This window comes from Mycobacterium sp. NGS62, assembly GCF_059812285.1.
The window spans coordinates 66,948-87,718 of sequence record NZ_JCALCK010000004.1 but is presented as its reverse complement, the minus strand read 5'-3'; the positions used below and the strand labels follow the sequence as shown (position 1 = coordinate 87,718).

21 protein-coding genes are annotated in these 20,771 nt (G+C 64.3%); 14 read left to right on the top strand and 7 right to left on the bottom strand.

The window, feature by feature from the left end; translation table 11 throughout:
* Window positions 1-62 precede the first annotated feature (62 nt).
* Both AC5Y49_RS12485 and AC5Y49_RS12480 read left to right on the top strand, forming a co-directional pair.
* Window positions 63-614 (top strand): fasciclin domain-containing protein, encoded by a 552-nt coding sequence (locus AC5Y49_RS12485; RefSeq protein WP_499887977.1) that lies wholly within the window; start codon window positions 63-65, stop codon window positions 612-614.
* A 133-nt stretch (window positions 615-747) separates the two neighbouring features.
* The gene (locus AC5Y49_RS12480; protein ID WP_499887401.1) at window positions 748-2,487 is read left to right on the top strand and encodes a cytochrome c biogenesis protein DipZ; all 1,740 of its coding nucleotides are present in this window, start codon (window positions 748-750) and stop codon (window positions 2,485-2,487) included.
* An 18-nt stretch (window positions 2,488-2,505) separates the two neighbouring features.
* On the opposite strand, the gene AC5Y49_RS12475 is transcribed toward AC5Y49_RS12480, so the two are convergent.
* The 3 genes from AC5Y49_RS12475 to AC5Y49_RS12465 are packed head-to-tail and all read right to left on the bottom strand — an operon-like array spanning window position 2,506 to window position 4,021.
* Complete coding sequence (locus tag AC5Y49_RS12475) at window positions 2,506-3,408, bottom strand: crotonase/enoyl-CoA hydratase family protein (RefSeq protein ID WP_499887399.1); 903 nt, start codon at window positions 3,406-3,408, stop codon at window positions 2,506-2,508.
* A 2-nt stretch (window positions 3,409-3,410) separates the two neighbouring features.
* Complete coding sequence (locus AC5Y49_RS12470; RefSeq protein WP_499887398.1) at window positions 3,411-3,800, bottom strand: type II toxin-antitoxin system VapC family toxin; 390 nt, start codon at window positions 3,798-3,800, stop codon at window positions 3,411-3,413.
* On the bottom strand, window positions 3,797-4,021 hold the full coding sequence (locus AC5Y49_RS12465) for a FitA-like ribbon-helix-helix domain-containing protein (RefSeq protein ID WP_499887396.1): 225 nt from the start codon (window positions 4,019-4,021) through the stop codon (window positions 3,797-3,799). Before AC5Y49_RS12465 ends, AC5Y49_RS12470 begins: the two co-directional genes overlap by 4 nt.
* Before the next feature lie 194 nt (window positions 4,022-4,215).
* Between AC5Y49_RS12465 and AC5Y49_RS12460 the strand changes: the two genes are divergently transcribed.
* Both AC5Y49_RS12460 and AC5Y49_RS12455 read left to right on the top strand, forming a co-directional pair.
* Window positions 4,216-5,538 carry an NAD(P)/FAD-dependent oxidoreductase gene (locus AC5Y49_RS12460; RefSeq protein ID WP_499887395.1) on the top strand — a complete coding sequence of 441 codons (1,323 nt, stop codon included), beginning with the start codon at window positions 4,216-4,218 and terminating at the stop codon, window positions 5,536-5,538.
* Window positions 5,539-5,606: 68 nt separating this feature from the next.
* A complete protein-coding gene (locus AC5Y49_RS12455; protein WP_499887975.1) occupies window positions 5,607-6,920 on the top strand; it encodes a sensor histidine kinase in 1,314 nt (437 codons plus the stop codon).
* Here AC5Y49_RS12455 and AC5Y49_RS12450 read toward each other — a convergent pair.
* Entirely contained in the window at window positions 6,917-7,648 is a 732-nt protein-coding gene (locus tag AC5Y49_RS12450; protein ID WP_499887394.1) for a DedA family protein, read from the bottom strand. The two genes, AC5Y49_RS12455 and AC5Y49_RS12450, sit on opposite strands and share 4 nt — an antisense overlap.
* A 133-nt stretch (window positions 7,649-7,781) precedes the next feature.
* Here AC5Y49_RS12450 and AC5Y49_RS12445 point away from each other — a divergent pair, with 133 nt between their 5' ends.
* From AC5Y49_RS12445 to AC5Y49_RS12435, 3 genes are read left to right on the top strand one after another with little or no spacing between them, the layout of a single operon-like run.
* Window positions 7,782-8,108: a DUF2563 family protein gene (locus AC5Y49_RS12445; RefSeq protein ID WP_499887392.1), complete on the top strand. Its 327-nt coding sequence runs from the start codon at window positions 7,782-7,784 to the stop codon at window positions 8,106-8,108.
* A gap of 9 nt (window positions 8,109-8,117) precedes the next feature.
* Window positions 8,118-9,707, top strand: a complete 1,590-nt coding sequence (locus AC5Y49_RS12440; protein ID WP_499887390.1) for a putative alpha/beta hydrolase — start codon at window positions 8,118-8,120, stop codon at window positions 9,705-9,707.
* A 3-nt stretch (window positions 9,708-9,710) separates the two neighbouring features.
* On the top strand, window positions 9,711-10,403 hold the full coding sequence (locus AC5Y49_RS12435) for a hypothetical protein (RefSeq protein WP_499887389.1): 693 nt from the start codon (window positions 9,711-9,713) through the stop codon (window positions 10,401-10,403).
* A 112-nt stretch (window positions 10,404-10,515) separates the two neighbouring features.
* On the opposite strand, the gene AC5Y49_RS12430 is transcribed toward AC5Y49_RS12435, so the two are convergent.
* Window positions 10,516-12,546, bottom strand: a complete 2,031-nt coding sequence (locus tag AC5Y49_RS12430) for a prolyl oligopeptidase family serine peptidase (protein ID WP_499887387.1) — start codon at window positions 12,544-12,546, stop codon at window positions 10,516-10,518.
* 55 nt (window positions 12,547-12,601) lie between these two features.
* Between AC5Y49_RS12430 and exaC the strand changes: the two genes are divergently transcribed.
* From exaC to AC5Y49_RS12395, 7 genes are all read left to right on the top strand, one after another.
* The gene (exaC, locus tag AC5Y49_RS12425; protein ID WP_499887385.1) at window positions 12,602-14,125 is read left to right on the top strand and encodes an acetaldehyde dehydrogenase ExaC; all 1,524 of its coding nucleotides are present in this window, start codon (window positions 12,602-12,604) and stop codon (window positions 14,123-14,125) included.
* Window positions 14,125-14,613 carry a DUF779 domain-containing protein gene (locus tag AC5Y49_RS12420; protein WP_499887383.1) on the top strand — a complete coding sequence of 163 codons (489 nt, stop codon included), beginning with the start codon at window positions 14,125-14,127 and terminating at the stop codon, window positions 14,611-14,613. Before exaC ends, AC5Y49_RS12420 begins: the two co-directional genes overlap by 1 nt.
* 30 nt (window positions 14,614-14,643) lie before the next feature.
* On the top strand, window positions 14,644-14,925 hold the full coding sequence (locus AC5Y49_RS12415; RefSeq protein ID WP_499887382.1) for a putative holin: 282 nt from the start codon (window positions 14,644-14,646) through the stop codon (window positions 14,923-14,925).
* Window positions 14,926-14,971: 46 nt separating this feature from the next.
* Window positions 14,972-15,625 carry a hypothetical protein gene (locus AC5Y49_RS12410; protein WP_499887380.1) on the top strand — a complete coding sequence of 218 codons (654 nt, stop codon included), beginning with the start codon at window positions 14,972-14,974 and terminating at the stop codon, window positions 15,623-15,625.
* Window positions 15,626-15,808: 183 nt separating this feature from the next.
* A complete protein-coding gene (locus AC5Y49_RS12405) occupies window positions 15,809-17,041 on the top strand; it encodes a fatty acid desaturase family protein (protein ID WP_499887378.1) in 1,233 nt (410 codons plus the stop codon).
* Between the two features lie 32 nt (window positions 17,042-17,073).
* Window positions 17,074-18,468, top strand: coding sequence for a dihydrolipoyl dehydrogenase (gene lpdA / locus AC5Y49_RS12400; RefSeq protein ID WP_499887376.1), 1,395 nt, complete (start codon window positions 17,074-17,076; stop codon window positions 18,466-18,468).
* Between the two features lie 4 nt (window positions 18,469-18,472).
* Window positions 18,473-18,745, top strand: coding sequence for a hypothetical protein (locus tag AC5Y49_RS12395; RefSeq protein WP_499887374.1), 273 nt, complete (start codon window positions 18,473-18,475; stop codon window positions 18,743-18,745).
* On the opposite strand, the gene AC5Y49_RS12390 is transcribed toward AC5Y49_RS12395, so the two are convergent.
* Both AC5Y49_RS12390 and ramB read right to left on the bottom strand, forming a co-directional pair.
* Window positions 18,736-19,281, bottom strand: coding sequence for a carboxymuconolactone decarboxylase family protein (locus AC5Y49_RS12390; protein WP_499887372.1), 546 nt, complete (start codon window positions 19,279-19,281; stop codon window positions 18,736-18,738). The genes AC5Y49_RS12395 and AC5Y49_RS12390 overlap by 10 nt on opposite strands.
* Window positions 19,278-20,693, bottom strand: a complete 1,416-nt coding sequence (ramB, locus tag AC5Y49_RS12385; protein ID WP_499887371.1) for an acetate metabolism transcriptional regulator RamB — start codon at window positions 20,691-20,693, stop codon at window positions 19,278-19,280. Before ramB ends, AC5Y49_RS12390 begins: the two co-directional genes overlap by 4 nt.
* Window positions 20,694-20,771: the final 78 nt, after the last annotated feature.

The following is a 20,771-nucleotide window of genomic DNA, read 5'->3' as shown; positions in this document are numbered from 1 at the left end:
TCGCTGCTGTGGGGTTCTCCGCGTGTGCCAACAACAAATCCGAGTCTGAGAAGCAGACCAGCATGAGTCCAGTCACCAGCTCGGCGGTGAGCACCCCGAGCGCGATGGCAGATCCCGCAGCCGATCTGATCGGGTCTGGTTGCGCCGATTACGCGGCTCTGCACCCGACCGGTCCGGCTTCGGTGGCGGGGATGGCGCAGGACCCGGTCGCGACGGCCGCGTCGAACAACCCGATGTTGAGCACGCTGACATCGGCGCTCTCGGGCCAGCTGAATCCCAAGGTGAATCTGGTCGACACGCTCAACAACGGCCAGTACACGGTGTTCGCGCCGACCAACGCGGCATTCGACAAGCTGCCCGCCGCGACCATCGACGAGCTCAAGACCAACTCCGACAAGTTGACGAGCATCCTGACCTATCACGTGGTCCAGGGTCAGCTCAGCCCGGCGAAGGTTGACGGCGCTCACAAGACCCTGCAGGGCGCCGAGGCCACGGTCAGCGGCCAAGGAAACGACCTCAAGGTCAACGACGCGGGACTGGTGTGCGGAGGGGTGCACACCGCCAACGCGACGGTATACATGATCGACACGGTGCTGATGCCGCCCGGTCAGTGATGAAGTAACACCGTTGCCAGACAAGGCAGCTCGCGTCGGCGAGCTGCCTTGTCGCCGTTAACGGGTTGGTCGCGCAGCGAAATTGGTGGGCTGTGAAGGCGATCCAACACGGGCTTGGCTGCGAATACCGGACATGGTGACGCTTGCGTTGATCGGGCTGGTCGGAGGGTTCGTGACCGGCATATCGCCGTGCATACTTCCGGTCCTACCGGTGATCTTCTTCTCCGGTGCCCAGCGCACTGCCGACGCTGAGCCGGCGGGCCCGGGCGGTGGGGTTGCCGTTGCGGTCAAGCCGAAGCGCTTGACCCTGCGACCGTACTGGGTGATCGCCGGCCTGGTGTGCAGCTTCACCGTGGTCACCTTGGCCGGCTCGGCATTGCTGTCGCTGCTGCACTTGCCGCAGGATGCGATTCGCTGGGTCGCGCTGGTGGCGTTGGTGGTGATCGGGCTGGGCCTGATTTTTCCTCGCGTCGAGCAGCTGTTGGAGCGGCTGTTCTCCCGCGTACCGCAGATTCACATTGCCACCGGCGCAAGCGGATTCGGCCTCGGTCTGGCGCTGGGGGTGCTCTACGTCCCGTGTGCTGGTCCTGTTCTCGCCGCCATCGTGGTTGCCGGTGCCACCGCGACGGTCGGCCTGGACACCGTCGTCCTCACCGTTACGTTCGCGGTGGGCGCCGCGGCGCCATTGTTGTTCTTCGCGCTGGCCGGTCAGCGAGTGGCGGAGCGGGTCAGCGCATTTCGGCGCCGACAGCGCGAAATCCGCGTTGTGGCAGGCATCGTGACCATCCTGTTGGCGGTAGCGCTGGTGCTCAACCTGCCCGCAATGCTGCAGCGGGCCATCCCCGATTACACCGGCTCACTGCAAAGCCAGTTGGGCGGCGATGAACAGATCCGGGATAGGATCAACCTCGGCGGCATCGTCACCGACCAGAACAGGCAACTGAGCAATTGCGCAAACGGCGCGCCGGCGCTGCAAAACTGCGGGCCTGCTCCTGAAATCAAAAATATTGCCGGGTGGTTGAATACGGCCGGCGGCAAGCCGATCGATCTGCGCTCATTGCGGGGCAGGGTAGTGCTCGTCGACTTCTGGGCGTATTCCTGCATCAACTGTCAACGCGCCATTCCGCACGTCGAGGGCTGGTATCAGGCCTACCGGGACAAGGGTTTCGACGTGATCGGCGTGCACACCCCCGAGTACGCGTTCGAAAAGGTTGCAGGCAACGTCAAAAAAGGCGCCGCCGATCTGGGGATCACCTATCCGATTGCGTTGGACAACGGCTACTCCACGTGGACGAACTATCGCAACCGTTACTGGCCCGCCGAGTATTTGATCGACGCCGGCGGCACCGTGCGGCACATCAAATTCGGTGAGGGCAATTACGACGCCACCGAAAAACTGATTCGCCAACTGCTCGGTGATGCCCAGCCTGGTGTCACATTGGCGGCACCGGTCGACGCGCCCGACACCACTCCGCGGCGCGGCCTCACTCCCGAGACGTATCTCGGAGTGGGCAAGCAGGTCAACTACGCCGGTGCTGGCATCTACGACGAGGGTTCGGCGACATTCGCCTACCCGCCGTTGCTGCCGAACGATTCTTTCGCCCTGCGGGGTTCATGGGCATTGGACTACCAGGGCGCGACGGCGGGGGACGGCGCTTCGGCCGTCGAACTCAACTACCACGCCAAGAACGTTTATCTGGTGGTCGGGGGGACCGGTTCCGTCTCGGTGATTCGCGATGCCACGACGACCACCGTGCCGATCAGCGGACCGCCGACCTCGCATCAGATCGTGGCGGGCAGCGAGGTGGCCCGCGGACACCTCGAAGTCCGGCCCAGCGCAGGGCTACAGGTGTTTTCCTTCACCTACGGGTAGTGGCGATCGCAAGCACGTTCACGGCGTGATGACGTGCGACGGGTCGGGTCGTAGCTCCGGCGGGGCCTGGCTGTAGTCGCCGAACGGCCCGTCGCGGCGTTCGATGGCGGCCCGCACCCCGTCGGTGGCGGCGGTCTGAATGAACTCCAGCGCGTCGGGAGTGTTGCGCATCAGGCCGTCGAGGATGCCGCCGAGGGTCTGCGTCGACGCCAGACCCATGTTCTCGTAGGCCTGGTTGACAATGAGCTTCTGAGCTCTTAACTGCGACAACGGGATTCGCGCCAGCTCGGCTGCGATTTCGGCGACGCGAGCCTCCAGTCGCTCGAACGGCACCGCCTCGTTGATCAGCTCGACCTCGGCGGCCTGCACGCCGGTCAGCGGCCGGCCGGTCAGCGAATGCCACTTGACCTTGGCCAAACTGAGCCGATAGAGCCACATGCCGGTCAGGTAGGCGCCCCACATCCGGCTGTACGGGGTGCCGATCACGGCGTCCTCGCTGGCGATGACGAGGTCGGCGCACAGCGCGTAATCACTGGCTCCGCCGACACACCAGCCGTGCACCTGCGCGATCACCGGTTTGGAGGCCCGCCAGATCGCCATGAACTTCTGGGTCGGTCCGGTTTCGCGGGCGCTGACCATGGCGAAATCCTTACCTGGATCCCACTGGCCGTCGGTCATCATGGTTTCGCCCCAGTGCTGGAAGCCGCCGCCGAAGTCGTAGCCGCCGGAGAACGCCCGCCCGGCACCGCGCAACACGATCACTTTGATCTCCGGGTCGCGTTCGGCCAGCCCGACGGCGGCCTCGATCTCGTCGGGCATCGGCGGCACGATGGTATTGAGCTGCTCGGGCCGGTTCAGGGTGATGGTGGCGACCGGACCGGCCGTCGCGTACAGCAGCGTTTCGAATTCGGGTGTTGGCATAGTCAGAACACCTCCACATCTGCATGGTGCCCGCCGGCTCGGCTCAGGCGGCGATCACAGGTTATGAGCGGCGCCTCCAGCGCCTCCGCCAACGCGACGAAGACTGCGTCGTATGTCGTCAAGCGGTGACGCAGGTCCCACACCCGGTCGGCAAGTGGACCCAGCGGATACCTGGTCAAGGCGATGTCGCCGATGTCGGTGCGGGCATCCTCCAATCGTGCCTCCGCGACGGCCTTCGTCCGCGCCAGACGTCGCAGCGCATGCAAGATCTCGACATCGACGAGGTGCGGGGCATGTAGGTCGCCGTCATCGGACAGTCGTGCCAACAACCCGGGCTTAGACGGGCGGGCCAGCACAGCGTCGATGAGCGCCGATGTGTCTACAACGATCACCGATCGCGGCCGCTGCGCACCGCGTCGACGATCACGTCGGCGCTCGTGCCGCCGCTGCGCCGGCTCGAGCGGACCAGGACGTCGGCGACGAGCGGGCGGTCGGCCACCCGCACGAGTTCGTCAAGCAGATAGTCCGACAACGACATTCCGGCTGCGACCGCCCGAGTACGCAGCGTGCGGTGGACCTCGTCAGGCACATTGCGGATCTGGACCACCTTCATGGCCCAAGCTTACACCCATTTCAGGTGTAACACATCTTGGCCACACCCACCCGCCAAGGGGCCTTGCCGCGGCATCGACTTCCACCGACGGTCGGTAGCGAGGAAGCTCTTAATTCTCCCTTAAAATTCTCATCAATTCTTTAACTTTGCGTTAGGGTGACTGCCATGGCGGCTCTGAGCGATCGCAGCGGCGCATGAACCAGTTCGACGTGGCGGTGGTCGGCGCCCGGTGTGCGGGCTCCCCGCTGGCGACGATGCTGGCGCGGCAGGGCTTGAGCGTGTGCGTGCTCGACCGGGCCCGGTTTCCGTCCGAGACTCCGTCGACGCACATGATTCAGCCGTGCGGGGTGCAGATGCTGGACCGGCATGGCCTGCTCGACGGGATTCTGGCAGCCGGGGCGGTACCGCTCGATCGACTCACGCTGATCAACGATGACGTTCGGATCGACGCGACGGTCGATCGGCAGGTGGCTCCCTACCCCGCGTTATGCGTTCGGCGCGTGACGCTGGATGCGCTGCTGGTGGAAGCCGCCGCTGCGGCCGGCGCAGAGGTGCGCACCGGTTGCCGGGTCACCCAACTGATCACCGACGACGGTCGGGTAATCGGTGTGGAGACGTCCGCCGGGCCGGTTCATGCGCAGTTGGTGGTAGGAGCCGATGGCCGGCACTCGACGATTGCGTCCTGCGTGGATGCCCGCGAGTACCACGTCACGCCGCCCGGAAAGTTGTACGCCTGGGCGTATTTCGAAGGCGTCAGTAACCGAGACGGGCGCGCGCGGCTCGGTCGCCAGCGGGCCGTGGGTTTCCTGGCCGGCCCGACCGACGCGGATCTGTACATGGCCGCGATCGGGATCGATATGACCGACCAGGCCGAATTTCACCGCGACCGCGACGCCAACTTCTCCGCTGCCATCCGGACGTGGCCAGAGCTCGCCGACCTCCTCGCCGACGGCCGTCGCATCGGCCCGATCCGGGTGGTCAGCAACTGGTACGGCTATTTCCGGCAGGCCGCCGGCCCCGGTTGGGTGCTCGTCGGCGACGCCGGGCACTTCAAGGATCCGGCGCCGGGGCAAGGCATCGCCGACGCGTTGCGCCAGGCCGACAAGCTCGCCACGGCCATCATCGACGGGCTGGGCAACAGCAGTCTCGACGCTGCGGCGCAGCGATGGTGGCGATGGCGCGACGACGATGCCTACGAAATGTATTGGTATGCACGCAATGTCGGCGCGCCAGGGGCGGTTTCTCCATTGATTAAACGTGTGCTGCGGGATATCGCGGCCGATCCTGACGCCACTCGAACGCTGTTCCAAGTGATGAACCACGACGTTCGTCCGTCGCAGTTGTTCGCCCCGCCGCGGCTCGCGCGTGCCGCGCTAGGAGCATTCCGAGATGAGCCCAGCCAGATCGTGGCAACCGTCAAAGAGATCGTCGGCGCAGGGAAACAAAACGCGCGGCAAGGCCGGCAACGACGCCTACAGCCGCCTGGCATGTCCGATACGGCCTGGGAGCGACGGTAACGCCGACGTCAGGCAAGATGTCCTCCGTGGAGCCGGACACTCGCTGGCATCGGCTGCAACGGCTGCTGATGCGAATGTTGTCGCTACGCACCATCGTCTTCATCGCCGCGCTCTCGGTGGTCATCCTGGTTCTGACCCTCGGGGCCTGGGTGTGGATCGGCGTGACCAACGATCAACACAACCAGCTGGACCGGCGACTGGACTCGGTAAGCAGCCTGGGTGATATCAGCACCCTGCTGAGCAACCCCAACGGCGATCAGCCCATACCGAGTGGCGACCTCGTGCGCACTGCGCGGATCGGGCCCGCGACCATATCGGTGCCCAGCGACATCGTGTTGCCAAAGCTGGACAACGGTTACGCCGATACCACCATCAACGGCGTCGAATACCGAGTCCGCACCTTCACCGCCGGCCATGCCTCGATTGCGCTCGGCGCCCCATTGGCCGAGGCCCAGAACCGAATCAACGAACTGCATCTGCGGGTTTTGCTGATCTGCGGCGGCGTCATCGTCGGCACGGTTCTGGTCGGCTGGGTCATCTCGCTGATCATGGTCAATCCATTCCGGCTGCTGGCTCAGCAGGCGCGAGCCATCAACGCGCAGTCCAACCCCGACGACGTCCAGGTCCGCGGCGTGCAAGAGGCGGTCGAAATCGCCGAGGCGGTCGAAGGAATGCTGGCCCGCATCGGCAACGAGCAGCAACGCACCAAAGCGGCCTTGGAATCTGCGCGTGACTTCGCCGCGGTGGCCTCCCACGAACTGCGCACACCGTTGACCGCCATGCGCACCAACTTGGAGGTGCTGTCGACCCTCGAGCTGCCCATCGAGCAGCGCAAGGAAGTCGTTGGCGACGTCATCCGTACCCAGGGCAGGATCGAGGCGACGTTGTCGGCGCTCGAACGGCTGGCCCAAAGTGAACTGACCACTGTCGACGATTTCGTCCCGTTCGACATCACCGAACTGCTGGATCGCGCCGTGCATGACGCGGTTCGGGTCTATCCCGACCTGAACGTATCGCTGGTGCCCTCGCCGACCGTGCTGATGGTGGGGCTGCCGGTCGGGCTGCGGCTGGTGGTCGACAACGCGATCGCCAACGCGGTCAAGCACGGTGGCGCTACCGAAATCGTACTCAGCGCAACCAGTTCCGCCTATGGCGTGGAACTCGCGATCGACGACAACGGCAGTGGTGTGCCCGAGGAAGAACGTGCCGCGGTCTTCGAACGGTTCTCCCGCGGTTCGACGGCATCGCGGTCAGGCTCGGGGCTAGGGCTGGCGCTGGTTGCCCAGCAAGCCGAATTGCACGGCGGCAGCGCAGCATTGGAGACCAGCTCGCTCGGCGGTGCGCGTTTGGTGTTGCGGCTGCCCGGAACGCACGACAACTAGCGCTGCGAGTGACGACGGCGTCTGACCAGCCACCGGATGAGCACGGCGATCACGACAGCGGCCAACGCGGCCAAAAAATACTTTTCGTAGCGCTGGAATTCGGTGTAAATCGCGGCGATGTGGTCGCCGGCCAGAAAACCGACCAGAACCCAGAGGCCCACCCACGCGGTGGCTCCCAACACGTTGTAGGCGAGAAAGCGCCACCAGCGCATGTGCGCCAGACCGGCCACCACTCCGTTGGCCTGCCGCAGTCCGTCGATGAACCGGGCGACCGGTACGACGACGTTGCCGTGTTTGGCGAAGAAGCGCTCGGCCGCAGCAAGCCGGTCCTCGGTCAGGAATATGTAACGACCGAAGCGCAACACCAATGGTCGGCCGCCGTAATGGCCGACGGCATAGCCGATGTTGTCGCCGAGAACGGCAGCCAGCAAACCCAATGCCAGCACGACGGCCAGGTTCAACCGGCCGGTTCCGGCGTAGATTCCCGCAGCGATCAAGACCGTTTGGCCAGGCGCCGGAATGCCGAAGCCCTCCACGCCGACCAGAGCCACTACCGCTGCATAGCCGTGACGGTCCAGAACGGGGGCCAACGATTGCAGGATCCCGGGCAGCTCCGCAGACATGAACGCAAGAGTGCCCGAAAGGCGGTGCTGATAGACGTCGACGGCTCCGTTCAGCGCTGGCACCGTCGGATGTCCGGGGCACAACGTCGTGCTGTTGATCGCCACACTTTGCTGGCACAGCTGATCTCGTCGCTACGACGGCAACTGCATCCACGCCGCGGCCGCGGGGATAAGTTTCGAGCCGCACGCTGGGCAATTGCCGTCTGAACCAGCCCGCCGCATCCATTATTCTGGTGTAATGGCCGACGGCGAAATAGAGATCAATGCCGCGCGCCTGACAGCGGGCGGTGACTCTTGCGATTACGCTGCGGGCTCGGCGCGTAAAGCCCATGAACAGTTGTCGAGCGCACCGCTAGCGTCGGGAATTTTTGGCAGCTTTGCTGAGGCGGATGCCTTTCATGCCAAGCTCAGCGAGGCTCATCGAAGCCATCGCGAGCGACTGGAGAGCCATCACGCGGTGTTGATGGACTTGTCGGAGAAATCCAGCCTGGCGGCGCGGACGTTCGTCGATACTGACGAATCGGCTGCCGACCACCTCCGCGCGGCTGGCGACCGTTTGAAATAGGGCTAACCGTTGCGCCCGGCGGGACTTGTCCACCTCGATGTGGGCGAGTTGTGCGCGCTTGCCGGTGGCGATCCGTGGCAACTCGATGACGAATTGCAGGCCGGCGACGCGGGCGCAATCAACAACCTGGCGGACGCGTTCCACAGATCTGGCAATCACGTCAAAGAAGCTGATGACGACTTCAACACGGCGAAGCAGAAATTCCGAGAAGGATACCAACGTAACGGGTCCGAACACCCGATCAATGAGTCGGCCGAGGTTACGCGGGCGACTGCTGCACTCAATGGGCACCGGGAGCAACTGTCGCAGATCGCGGTCAAACTGGAGCAAGTCGCTGCGACACTGGCACAAGCGCAGCGCGACAGTGATGCCGACATCGCCGCATTGAATGGGCAATTACACGAACTGGATGACCAGATCGGTGCTGCGGAGGCGGCTGATCAGAATGCCGGCCCATTACGCTTGGCGGCTGCCGGAGCAGTCCAGTCCGCGGTGAAGAACATAGAAGCGATTCGCGGTGCATATGCCGGGCAACTGCATGCGGCGGAGGCCACCATGATGGCGAAAGGCTATGTGCCAGACGCGCTCGACGATGTGGATGGGGTCCCCGGTGACGCACCCGCTGACGCGGCCCGTCGCTATGAGCAGTCTGGTCAGCGGGCGGCGGACAGACGCATGATCGATCAAGCCAAAGCCGCGGGCAAAAGTGATTCGGTCGCCGTGGTGGGGCAGCCGGGTGGTTACACCGAAGAGGAAGCCGCTGCGGCGCAACGATTACACGACTACGACGTCATCAACGATAAGGCCATCAATGAGCCCGGCCGAAACGCCATCGATGTACACGACCGCGCTCAGGCCCGCCGGTTGGCCGGCGAACGCCTCGACGACTACAACATGGTGCACTCGACTGGCCCGGTCGCTAGAGACCCGGTGCTCGGCGGTGATGCCCGCACGCGCGCCCAAACTCGGCTCGACTTGCAGCAAAAGCTGGAAAAGGGCGGCCTGTCCTGGAGCGCCCAACCGAAGACGCCCGATCAGGCTACCCAGATGATCGATCAAATGGAGGCCAGCGACCGCAACCAAGTGCTCGCACGTTTGCCCGAGCAGCTAGCTGAGGGCGGCATGTCGCGGGAGGGCGCCGCCCAGTTTGTCGAAGACCTTGCCCACGGAAAGATTCCGGAGGAATACATCGAGGCAGCAGGGGCTGGTAGCAAAGCATTCGATGGCGGAAAGGAGGGAATCAAAGGCTTCGCCGAGGCGCTGCCGACCGGCAAGCATTGGGCACCGGGAGCCGCCTTTTCCGCTGAAGACGTGGAAGCACTCAAAAAGTTCGGCGGTCGCGTCGGCATGGTCGGCAGTTTGGTTGAACTCGGGACAGGTTTATACGAGTGGCAGCACGGCGAACCCGCGGGCGAGGTCTTGGCAAAAGCGGGCGCCGGCATGGCAGGAGCGTGGGCGCTCGGCGAAGCTGGAGCTATCGGCGGTGGTGCGCTCTTCGGTCCGCCTGGAGCATTCGCGGGCGCGCTATTCTTGGGAACGCTCGGGGCATTCGGCGGCGAAGCGGCCGGTGACAAAGTTTTTAAGTGGTTTGCGGGGTAGCATATGAAAACCTTCTTCATTATCGTAACCCTGCTCGGGGCCTTGCTTCCGGTACTGGTGCCATTCGACAACCGTCAGCTCGGACGACGGTTTTTTTGGGCGGGATTCGTAATCGCAACTGTATCAGCATTTTTTATCGCATACCCCCCCGACTGGAAATCGGGAATCTGGTTAGCACTACTGCCTTTTACGTTGATGCTAATAAATGCGTACTTCAGTACCTCCCACATAAAAATCCGTGGCAAAATATACGCATTCAACGTCAGTGACAGCCTGCCCGACTCCTCCTCGGGGAAATCCTCACTTCCACGACGCGGCGAGTCGGACTACGACCCAGCGCCTGACTCGTACAGCGGTATGGCCACCGCCAAAAAGTCTTGGTGGCTCATGGTTTTTGTCATGATCTTGTGTACGTTCAATGTGGTCGTTAGAAGCGACGACAAGCCCTGGTTGGCGCCGCTGATGGCGGCCGCCGGTGTCACTATAGCGATTTTGTTCGGCTATATGGACGCCAGTTGGGGTTACCACGTTGCCCGCCGTCAGCGCATACAGTTCGTAATCACTTCGGTCATCACCGCCGGGGTGTTCACCGTTCTATATTTCGCCGCATATCGCGCAGGCAAGCGCTGGCCATTGCGGCGCAAACAATCCATGGAGTACCGCGCACACCCGCGGCACCAAAAGAGATATCCTTAACTCCTCAAATTGAGCAGTGCTTCGCACAGGTTCGGTAGCCAGAAGACCGGTCTGGTGGTTGCGCTTGTGTTCTTCGCTGGGCCGCATCGGGCGGAAACAATTTGAAAGCTGATCAGTCGCCGCCCAGCATCCGCCACAGGAATGCGAAGCTGAGCGCGGACTTGAACGCGATCTGTTTGTTGTCGGCCGCGCCGGCGTGGCCGCCCTCGATGTTCTCGTAGTACCAGACCCGGTGCCCGGCCGCTTCCAGCGCTGCGGTCATCTTGCGGGCATGCCCCGGATGCACCCGGTCGTCGCGGGTCGACGTGGTGATCAACACTGGCGGGTACTGGCGGTCAGGCGAAATATGGTGATATGGCGAGTACTTCGAGATGAACTCCCAGTCCACGGGGTCGTCGGGATCGCCGTATTCGGCCACCCAGGACGCCCCGGCCAAAAGTAGGTGGTAGCGCCGCATGTCCAGTAGCGGCACCTGGCACACCAGCGCGCCGAACAACTGCGGGTATTGGGTCAACATGATGCCCATCAGCAACCCGCCGTTGCTGCCGCCCTGCGCGCCCAGTTGCGGCACCGTGGTGATGCCGCGCACCACCAGATCGGCTGCCACCGCCGCGAAGTCCTCGGCTACCTTGTGCCGGCCTGCGCGCATCGCCTGGGTGTGCCAGCCCGGACCGTACTCGCCGCCGCCGCGAATGTTGGCCAGCACATACGTGCCGCCGCGGGCCAGCCACAGCCGGCCCAGCACGCCGTCGTATCCGGGAGTGCGGGCCACTTCGAATCCGCCGTAGCCACCCAGCAGGGTGGGGCCCTTCGCCTCGGCGGGCCGCACGACGAAGTAGGGGATCGACGTGCCGTCCCGCGATGACACGAAATGTTGGGTGACACTGAGGTTCTCGGCGTCAAAGAACGCTGGGGCGGCCTTGACCTCGTGCAGCGGCCCATCGGCGGATCCCTGCAGCAATCGCGACGGGGTGTCGAATCCGCTGGAATCCAGGAAGATCTCGTCACCGGTGTCATCGGCCGCCACGATCACAGTGTTGGTATTGGCCGGCACGTCGGTCACCGGACGACGCTCCCAGCTGCCGGGGGTGACGATCTCGACGCGGCTGGCCACGTCGGCCAGCGTGACGATCACCAGCCGATCACGCGTCCACGCGTAGTGGTGCAGGCTGGTGTGCTCGTCGGGTTCGAACACCACCCGTAACTCCGCTGTGCCGGCGAGAAATTCGTCATAGTCGGCGGCCAGCAGCGAACCCGCAACGTACGACGAGCCGCCAATGAACCAGTCGGTGCGCAACTCGATCAACAGCCACTGCCGGTGCACTGACACCGTCGCGTCGGTCGGCGCGTCGATGCGGATCAACTCCGAACCATCGGGGGAGCCGCGCAGTTCGTAGACCTCGTCGTTGAAGAAGTCGACGGCGCGGTTCACGAAGGTGCGCTCGAAACCCGGTGTGCGGTCGGCTCCCGCTGACACGTTGACGTCTGCGCGCGACCCCTCAAAGACGGTTTCAGCGGCCGTCAGTGGCGTGCCGCGGTGCCATCGCTTGACGACCCGCGGGTAGCCGGATTCGGTCAGCGAGTCAGCGCCGAAGTCGGTGCCCACCAGTAGGGTATCCGGCTCAAGCCAGCTGACCTGCGACTTGGCTTCCGGCAACTCGAACCCGCCGGCAACGAATTTGCGTGTGGCCATGTCGAATTCACGAACGATCGCGGCGTCGGAGCCGCCACGGGACAGGCTGACCAGGGCGCGGGTGTGGTCGGGTTCGATGACCTGCGCACCGGCCCACACCCAGTTTTCGTCATCGGCGCCGGCCAGTTCGTCGACATCGATCAGCACATCCCAATCCGGGGTGTCGGTGCGGTAGCTCTCCAAGGTGGTGCGCCGCCACAGACCTCGAGGGTTGGCGGCGTCGCGCCAGAAGTTGTACAGGTATTCGCCGCGGCGCCGCACATACGGGATACGGGCATCAGTGTCGAGCACCTCCAGAGCCTCGGCGCGCATCTGCTCGAACTGCTCACCGGAGAACTCGTCGACGGTAGGTTCGTTGCGCGCGCGCACCCAGTCCAGCGCGTCGTCACCAGCGATGTCCTCCAGCCACAGATACGGGTCGTCCAACTCGTCATCAGGCATGGAAGTCATTGTGACCGCAGCGGTACTGTGAGCTGTGTAACACCTGAAACGAGGAGTTGATCCGATGACCGTCTTCGCACGTCCGGGCTCTGCAGACGCGCTGATGAGCTTTGAATCCCGGTATGACAACTTCATCGGGGGCGAGTGGGTGGCGCCGGCCCAGGGCCGGTATTTCGAGAACCCGACGCCGGTGACCGGTCAGTCCTTCTGCGAGGTGCCCCGCTCCGACGAAACCGACATCGACAAGGCGCTCGACGCCGCGCACAGTGCCGCGCCGGCGTGGGGTAAGACCCCGCCAGCGCAGCGCGCGGCGATCCTTGCCAAGATCGCCGACCGCATTGACGCCAATCGGGACAACCTGGCGCTGGCCGAAGCCTGGGACAACGGCAAACCCATCCGGGAGGCGCTGTCCGCCGATATCCCGTTGGCCGCCGACCATTTCCGGTACTTCGCCGCCGCGATTCGGGCGCAGGAGGGTTCGCTCTCGCAGATCGACGACGACACCGTCGCCTACCACTTCCACGAGCCATTGGGCGTGGTCGGGCAGATCATTCCGTGGAACTTCCCGATCCTGATGGGCGCCTGGAAACTGGCGCCGGCGCTGGCCGCCGGCAACACCGTGGTGCTCAAGCCGGCCGAGCAGACCCCGGCCTCCATCCTCTACTTGATGAGCCTGATCGGTGATCTGCTGCCACCGGGTGTGGTCAACGTGGTCAACGGATTCGGCGCTGAGGCGGGCAAGCCGTTGGCGTCGAGCGATCGGATCGCCAAGATCGCATTCACCGGGGAAACCACCACCGGGCGACTGATCATGCAATACGCCAGCCAGAACCTGATCCCGGTCACCCTGGAGCTCGGCGGCAAGAGCCCCAACGTCTTTTTCTCCGACGTGATGGCGGCCAACGACGACTTCCAGGACAAGTCGCTGGAGGGTTTCACCATGTTCGCCCTCAACCAGGGTGAGGTGTGCACCTGCCCGTCGCGCAGCCTGGTCCAGGCCGACATCTACGACGAGTTCCTGGAGCTCGCGGCGATCCGCACCAAGGCGGTGCGGCAGGGCGACCCGCTGGACACCGAGACCATGCTGGGCTCACAGGCTTCCAACGACCAGTTGGAAAAGATCTTGTCCTACATCGAAATCGGCAAGGACGAAGGCGCCAAAGTCGTCACCGGCGGTGAGCGTGCCGAGCTGGGCGGCGACTTGTCGGGTGGCTACTACATGCAGCCGACGATCTTCTCCGGCCACAACAAGATGCGGATCTTCCAGGAAGAGATTTTCGGCCCGGTCGTGGCGGTCACGTCGTTCACCGACTACGACGACGCGATGGGGATTGCCAACGACACCCTCTACGGCCTGGGCGCGGGCGTATGGAGCCGCGACGGCAACACCGCCTACCGCGCCGGCCGCGACATCAAGGCCGGCCGAGTGTGGGTCAACTGCTATCACGTGTATCCACCGCACGCGGCGTTCGGCGGTTACAAGCAATCCGGGTTCGGCCGCGAGTGTCACAAGATGGCCCTCGAGCACTACCAGCAAACCAAGAACCTGATGGTGTCCTACTCGGACAAGGCGCTCGGCTTCTTCTGATGACCGACCGCGTGGTGATCACCGCCGCCGCCGCCAACCTGCTGGAGCAGCTGATCGAGCGGCACGGCGCGGTGATGTTCCACCAGTCCGGCGGCTGCTGCGACGGGTCGTCGCCGATGTGCTATCCCGATGGGGACTTCATCGTCGGCGACCGCGACGTGTTGTTGGGTCTGCTTGATGTGTCAGACGGAGTGCCGGTGTGGATCTCCGGCCCGCAGTTTCAGGCCTGGAAGCACACCCAACTCCTCATCGACGTGGTGCGCGGCCGCGGCGGCGGGTTCAGCCTGGAAGCTCCGGAGGGGATGCGATTCTTGTCTCGCGGGCGTGCCTTCACCGACGCCGAGAACACCGAACTGGCGGCCGCGCCGGTGATCACCGGCGCCGACTACGCCCGCGGTGAGCGCCCGCCGGAGCGCAGTGCGGTGGTGACCGAGGCCACTGACGCATGCCCAATACCGACGGGACGCGCCGGACCGGTACCGCAGTAGCCGGTAGCCACCGCAGTAACGTGGGAAAGCGTGATCCCACTGCCCCGTCCATGGCTGCTGACCAGCGCGATGCTGGTCGGCACCGCGCTCGGATTGGTGGCCGGTGTCGCGGCGACGGTTGTGGTTCGGACACCGGTTCGGCCCGATGTTGTCATCGGGTTGGTGCTCGGGGTGCCCACCGTGATCGGACTGCCGATGATCCTGCTCTTCAGACGACGCTGGGCCACCGCAGTGGGCGTGTGCGCACTGGCGCTGGCGCCCGGCTGGTTTGGTGCGCTCGTCGCAATTGAGGTGGTGATGGCTTCTGCCTGAGCAGGACCGCGACGGCCGCGAATCGCTGCCGCAGACCGAACCGTACGTGCCGACCTTCGACACCGGCGCACAGCCCCGGGCCGCCGAACCGCCGACGTCGGGTCGGCCCCGCCGACGGTGGCGACGAAAGCCCAAGCCGGCAGCACCGGATCCATCACCGGCGGAGCCCACGACGCAGCTGCCGCCCCCCGTTCCGCCCGGGTCTGCGGTGCCGGCCGGGCCGAGGACCGAACTGGGCGCCGAGGATGCGCCCTCGATCGAGGCCATTCCGGTGCAGTCGAGCGGCGCACCCGCCGCACCGGCCGCCGAGTTCGCGTCGGAGCCGATTCCGCCCGCCGCGCATTCCGTGACGGTGCCAGCCCGCTACTACTACCTGAAGTGGTGGCAGCTGGTCCTGGTGATCATCGCGGTGTGGATCCCGGCAGCGGTGATCGGCGTGGCCCTGTTCTCCTGGTGGTACTCCCTGCCCGACAAAGCACCCGCCGTGTTCGTCGTGCTGATCTACGTCGTGGTGTGCACGGTCGTCGGATTGATGATGGCGATGGTGCAGAGCAGGCCGCTGATGTCGGCGTTGGCGATTGCGGTGATGTCGGCGGTGTTCGCCTCGGCTGCCGCCGCTTCCCCGTTGTACGGGCACTACTACTGCCAGGTGCATTCCCAGCACGGCGGCCACTGCCTGGCCGGCATCATCCCGTACTGAGCGCCAAGTCACGATTGCATCCCAGCTTCGCTGGTGTCGGCCCCGTTGGTCTATCGTCTACACCGACGGTGTTGAACTGGTCGCCGGACCTCGCCTCACGCCCGTGAACATCACCTACTAGATCGGACGTGACGCGAGATGCTGCGGTACCCAAACCTTCGCTGCTGCGCGCGCTGAACGTCGATGGCCATCACCGACGTACCTGAATACGCCCATTTGAGCGATGCGGACATCAAGGAGCTCGGCGCCGCGTTGGAGGCGATCCGTTGCGAAACCGAGGCTTCGCGCGGTGCCAAGGATCGGGCATACATCAAGCGCGTCATTGCTTTTCACCGTTGCCTCGAGGTCGCCGCGAGACTGGCCATCGTCGGGAGCAAAGGCAAGTTCGGCTGGGCGGTCGGAACCACGGCCCTGGCCGCGGCGAAGTGCATCGAGAACATGGAACTCGGCCACAACATCATTCACGGTCAATGGGATTGGATGAACGACCCGGAAATCCATTCCAGCACGTGGGAATGGGACATGGTCGGTCCCTCGTCGCAGTGGCGGTCCTCGCACAACTACCGGCACCACGTGTTTGCGAACGTCGTCGGAGTGGACGAGGACCTTGGATTCCGAATCATGCGAGTGACTCGCGACCAGGACTGGCGGCCGGCGGCATTGCTGCAGCCGTTGTACGCGGTGCTGCTGGCCCTGGCCTTCGAATGGGGCGTCGCGATGCACGGCTTGTATTCGGTGCAGGACGGTGAAACGGCAGAGGCCGGTAAAGCCGCCCACAAAAGGGCGCTGATCCGCAAGATCGCGCGCCAAGTCGTCAAGGACTATGTCCTCTTTCCTGCGCTGAGCCTTCGGCGGTGGCGCCGCGCGCTCGGGGCCAACGTGGTGGCCAATGGACTGCGCAATGCGTGGGCATACATCGTGATCGTCTGCGGTCACTTCGCAGACGGAGCGGAGAAGTTCACCCCGTCAGTGCTGGAGGGCGAGACGAAGCCCGAATGGTATCTCCGGCAAATGTTGGGGACCGCGAACTTCCGGGCCGGGTCGGTACTGGCGTTCATGAGTGGCAACCTCTGCTACCAAATCGAGCATCACCTCTTTCCTGGTCTACCGAGCAATCGGTACCCGGAGATCGCCACACGGGTGCGCGCCTTGTGCGTCGCCTACGACCTGCCCTACACGACCGGTTCGTTGCTTCGCCAGTACCTGCTCACCGTGCGCACCATCTGCAAACTGGCACTGCCGGACCGGTTTCTGTCCGCTACCTCCCACGACGCACCAGAGACCGCGTCAGAGGACAGGTTCCGCAATGACTCGAAAATTTCCGAATTGTCAGGGGTCGGGGGCGATGTGCGGCGCAGTGGATTGGCGACCGCAATATCCGCTCGCAGGCACCGGCGCCGTCAGTTGGCCGCTTAGGCACGGTCGAGGCGGCCCGTTACTGTGGTGCCGTGACCCATTATGACGTCGTCGTCCTCGGAGCCGGCCCCGGCGGTTACGTGGCCGCGATCCGCGCCGCCCAGCTGGGGCTGAACACCGCAGTCGTCGAACCCAAATACTGGGGGGGAGTCTGCCTCAACGTCGGCTGCATCCCGTCCAAGTCGTTGCTGCGCAACGCCGAGCTCGCGCATATCTTCACCAAAGAGGCCAAGACCTTCGGGATCAGCGGCGAGGCCAGCTTCGACTACGGCAGTGCCTACGACCGCAGCCGCAAGGTCGCTGACGGCCGGGTTGCCGGTGTGCACTTCCTGATGAAGAAGAACAAGATCACCGAGATCCACGGCTATGGCAGGTTCACCGATGCCAACACGCTGTCGGTCGAACTCAACGACGGCGGGACCGAACAGGTCACCTTCGACAACGCAATCATCGCCACCGGCAGCAGCACTCGGCTGGTGCCGGGCACGTCGCTGAGCGACAACGTGGTCACCTACGAAGAGCTGATCATGACCCGCGAGCTGCCGGCCTCGATCATCATCGCCGGAGCCGGCGCCATCGGCATGGAGTTCGGCTACGTACTGGCCAACTACGGTGTCGAGGTCACCATCGTCGAATTCCTGCCGCGAGCCCTGCCCAACGAAGACGCCGAAGTGTCTAAAGAGATCGAGAAGCAGTTCAAGAAGCTCGGTGTCAAAGTCCGCACCGGCACCAAGGTGGAGTCGATCTCCGACGACGGATCACAGGTGACGGTCACGGTCAGCAAAGACGGCAACGCGGAGGAGCTCAAGGCCGATAAGGTGTTGCAGGCCATCGGCTTTGCGCCCAACGTAGCAGGGTACGGCCTGGAGGCGGCCGGGGTGGCGCTGACCGACCGCAAAGCAATCGGCATCAACGACTACATGCGGACGTCCGTGTCGCACATCTATGCCATCGGCGACGTCACCGGACTGCTGCAACTGGCGCACGTCGCGGAGGCTCAGGGCGTCGTCGCCGCCGAAACCATCGGCGGTGCAGAAACTTTGGCGCTTGGCGACTACCGGATGTTACCGCGCGCCACGTTCTGCCAACCCCAGGTGGCCAGCTTCGGGCTCACCGAGCAGCAGGCCCGCGACGAAGGGTATGACGTCAAAGTCGCGAAGTTCCCATTTACCGCCAACGGCAAAGCACACGGGCTTGGCGATCCCAGCGGGTTCGTCAAGCTGGTCGCCGATGCGAAATACGGCGAGCTGCTCGGCGGGCACCTGATCGGCCATGACGTGTCGGAGTTGCTGCCGGAGCTCACGCTGGCGCAGAAGTGGGACCTGACCGCAACTGAGTTGGCGCGCAACGTGCATACGCATCCGACGATGTCTGAGGCGTTGCAGGAATGCTTCCACGGCTTGACCGGTCACATGATCAATTTCTAAAACAGTGGGTACCGAGTCGGTGTGGGGTGTGGTTGGCGGCGCGGTCGTCGGCTACATCGCATGGTTGGTGGTGATGACGGTCGGCAACGCCGTCACCACGGTGAGCCGCTGGAGCCTGGCCGCGTTGGTACTCTCTGTGCTGCTGGCGATCTGGGCCGTACTGTGGGGGCGACGGCAACGTGAGCGACGCAACTACCCGATGGCCGCGTTTGTGTTCGGCTTACCGATTCTTCCGGTTGTGCTGTCCCTGGCGGTACTGGCCGCCACTTACCTGTGATCTGGGTGGTCCAGCGGGATCTCGAGGGCCGAGATGGTGGCGGCGAGTCCATCGTATTGTGCTGCAAGCATGCAGAACTCGATGAGCTGACGCCGATCGAGGTGGCTCGACAATCGTTTCCAGGTCTCGGTGCTGATCGATCGGTCATTGACGAACTCGTCGGTGGCATCCAGCAGCGCTTGCTGCCGGCCGGTCAGCCCGCCCGTTGCCTTCGGCCAGCCGAAGATGGCCTCCTGGGTCTGCGCATCCAGCCCGCGCCCACGCGCCATCCGGCGATGGTGTTGCAACTCGTATTCGCAAGACCGCACGTGCGCGACCCGCAGGATCACCAACTCGGTGTCGATGCTCGGCAGCCGGCCGCGCAGCAGCGCACCGGAATAGGGCAACCACATCCAGAACAGCCGCTTGTGCTGGCCCAGCGTGGTGAACAGGTGCATTTGCGGGGCACCGACGGTGCGGGCGCCGAATTTCGACAGGACCCAGTTGATCGGCCCCAGTTCGCGCAGCCGGCCCGACGCGGGGATGCGCGTGCTCACGGTTGCTTCACCAGGTAGGGCGACACCGTGCTGCGGTGCTCGTCGAGGTCTAATGCGCGGCCCAGCGCGGGGAACGCCCGCTGGGGACAGTTGTCGCGCTCGCAGACCCGACAGCCCGCGCCGATCGGTGTGGCGACATCGCCCGACAAGTCGAGTCCTTCCGAATAGACGAGCCGGTGGGCGTGCCGCAATTCGCAGCCCAGTCCGATCGCGAAGGTTTTACCGGGCTGACCATACCGCGCCGCTCGCCGTTCCACGGTGCGGGCCACCCACATGTAGTTGCGGCCGTCGGGCATCTGAGCGATTTGCACCAAGATCTTGCCGGGATTGGCGAACGTCTCGTAGACATTCCACAACGGACAGGTCCCGCCGCTCGACGAGAAGTGAAAACCGGTGGCGGACTGGCGCTTTGACATATTGCCCGCGCGGTCGACCCGAACGAATGAGAACGGCACGCCGCGCATCGACGGCCGCTGCAGGGTGGACAGGCGATGCCCGATGGTCTCGTAGCTGACGCGGTAGAACGACGAGAGCCGCTCGATGTCGTAGCGGAAATTCTCGGCGCTGTCGTGAAACTGGCGGTAAGGCAACACAGTGGCGGCGGCGAAGTAGTTGGCCAGGCCCAAACGTGCCAGCTTGCGCGACTCCTCGCTGGTGAACTTGCCGTCGGTGACCATGGTGTCGATGAGGTCGCCGAACTCCAGATACGCCAATTCGGCGGCCATCTTGAATACCCGCTGGCCCCAGGACAGGTGATTGCTGATATCCAGCGTCTTGGCATCCGGGTCGTAGCGATGCAGCACCGCCTCGCCCAGATCAATACGCCGGTTGATGTGCACACCGTGCACGTCGGTGAGCCGGTTGGCCAACTCGACGGCCAGCTCACCGCGGTGCATCCGCATCCGCACGGTGAGATCCTCTGCCGCCGTATCCAACTCGTGGAGATAGTTCTGGCGCTGATAGAAGTAGTCGCGCACCTCTTCGTGCGGCATGGTGATCGATCCGCTGCCGCTGCCGTCGGAGAACCGTTCTTCGGTGGCCGCGGCCAGTTGTGCGGTGGTAATCCGGTAGCGCCGATGCAGGTTGACCATCGCGCGCGCTAAGTCGGGGTGGGCGCTGACCATCTCGGCCACCTCGGGCAAGTCGACGCCGATGTCCAGGTCGCGGTCCATGGTCACCTCGCGCAGCTCGGCGACCAGCCGGGTGTCGTCCTGGGAGGCGAAGAACGTCGCGTCGACCCCGAAGACCTCGGTGATCCGCAGCAGCACGGCCACCGTCAGTGGTCGTACATCGTGCTCGATCTGGTTGAGGTAACTGGGCGAGATCTCCAGCATCTGGGCCAGGGCGGCCTGGCTGAACCCGCGTTCGCTGCGCAGCTGCCGAACACGCGAGCCGACGAAGGTTTTAGACACCCGATCAGGTTACCCGGGTTGTGAAGGTGGGCTTCGCAGACTTGGCACTCCGACACGGATTGGCGCGCTGCCTTGGTG

Bases quoted from the DNA above. Each gene is read 5' to 3' on its own strand.
- exaC (WP_499887385.1), top strand. From the start codon at position 12,602: ATGACCGTCTTCGCACGTCCGGGCTCTGCAGACGCGCTGATGAGCTTT.
- AC5Y49_RS12445 (WP_499887392.1), top strand. From the start codon at position 7,782: ATGGCCGACGGCGAAATAGAGATCAATGCCGCGCGCCTGACAGCGGGC.
- AC5Y49_RS12480 (WP_499887401.1), top strand. From the start codon at position 748: ATGGTGACGCTTGCGTTGATCGGGCTGGTCGGAGGGTTCGTGACCGGC.
- AC5Y49_RS12485 (WP_499887977.1), top strand. From the start codon at position 63: ATGAGTCCAGTCACCAGCTCGGCGGTGAGCACCCCGAGCGCGATGGCA.
- AC5Y49_RS12455 (WP_499887975.1), top strand. From the start codon at position 5,607: ATGCGAATGTTGTCGCTACGCACCATCGTCTTCATCGCCGCGCTCTCG.
- AC5Y49_RS12460 (WP_499887395.1), top strand. From the start codon at position 4,216: ATGAACCAGTTCGACGTGGCGGTGGTCGGCGCCCGGTGTGCGGGCTCC.
- AC5Y49_RS12465 (WP_499887396.1), bottom strand. From the start codon at position 4,021: ATGAAGGTGGTCCAGATCCGCAATGTGCCTGACGAGGTCCACCGCACG.
- AC5Y49_RS12430 (WP_499887387.1), bottom strand. From the start codon at position 12,546: ATGACTTCCATGCCTGATGACGAGTTGGACGACCCGTATCTGTGGCTG.
- AC5Y49_RS12435 (WP_499887389.1), top strand. From the start codon at position 9,711: ATGAAAACCTTCTTCATTATCGTAACCCTGCTCGGGGCCTTGCTTCCG.
- AC5Y49_RS12420 (WP_499887383.1), top strand. From the start codon at position 14,125: ATGACCGACCGCGTGGTGATCACCGCCGCCGCCGCCAACCTGCTGGAG.
- AC5Y49_RS12475 (WP_499887399.1), bottom strand. From the start codon at position 3,408: ATGCCAACACCCGAATTCGAAACGCTGCTGTACGCGACGGCCGGTCCG.
- AC5Y49_RS12405 (WP_499887378.1), top strand. From the start codon at position 15,809: ATGGCCATCACCGACGTACCTGAATACGCCCATTTGAGCGATGCGGAC.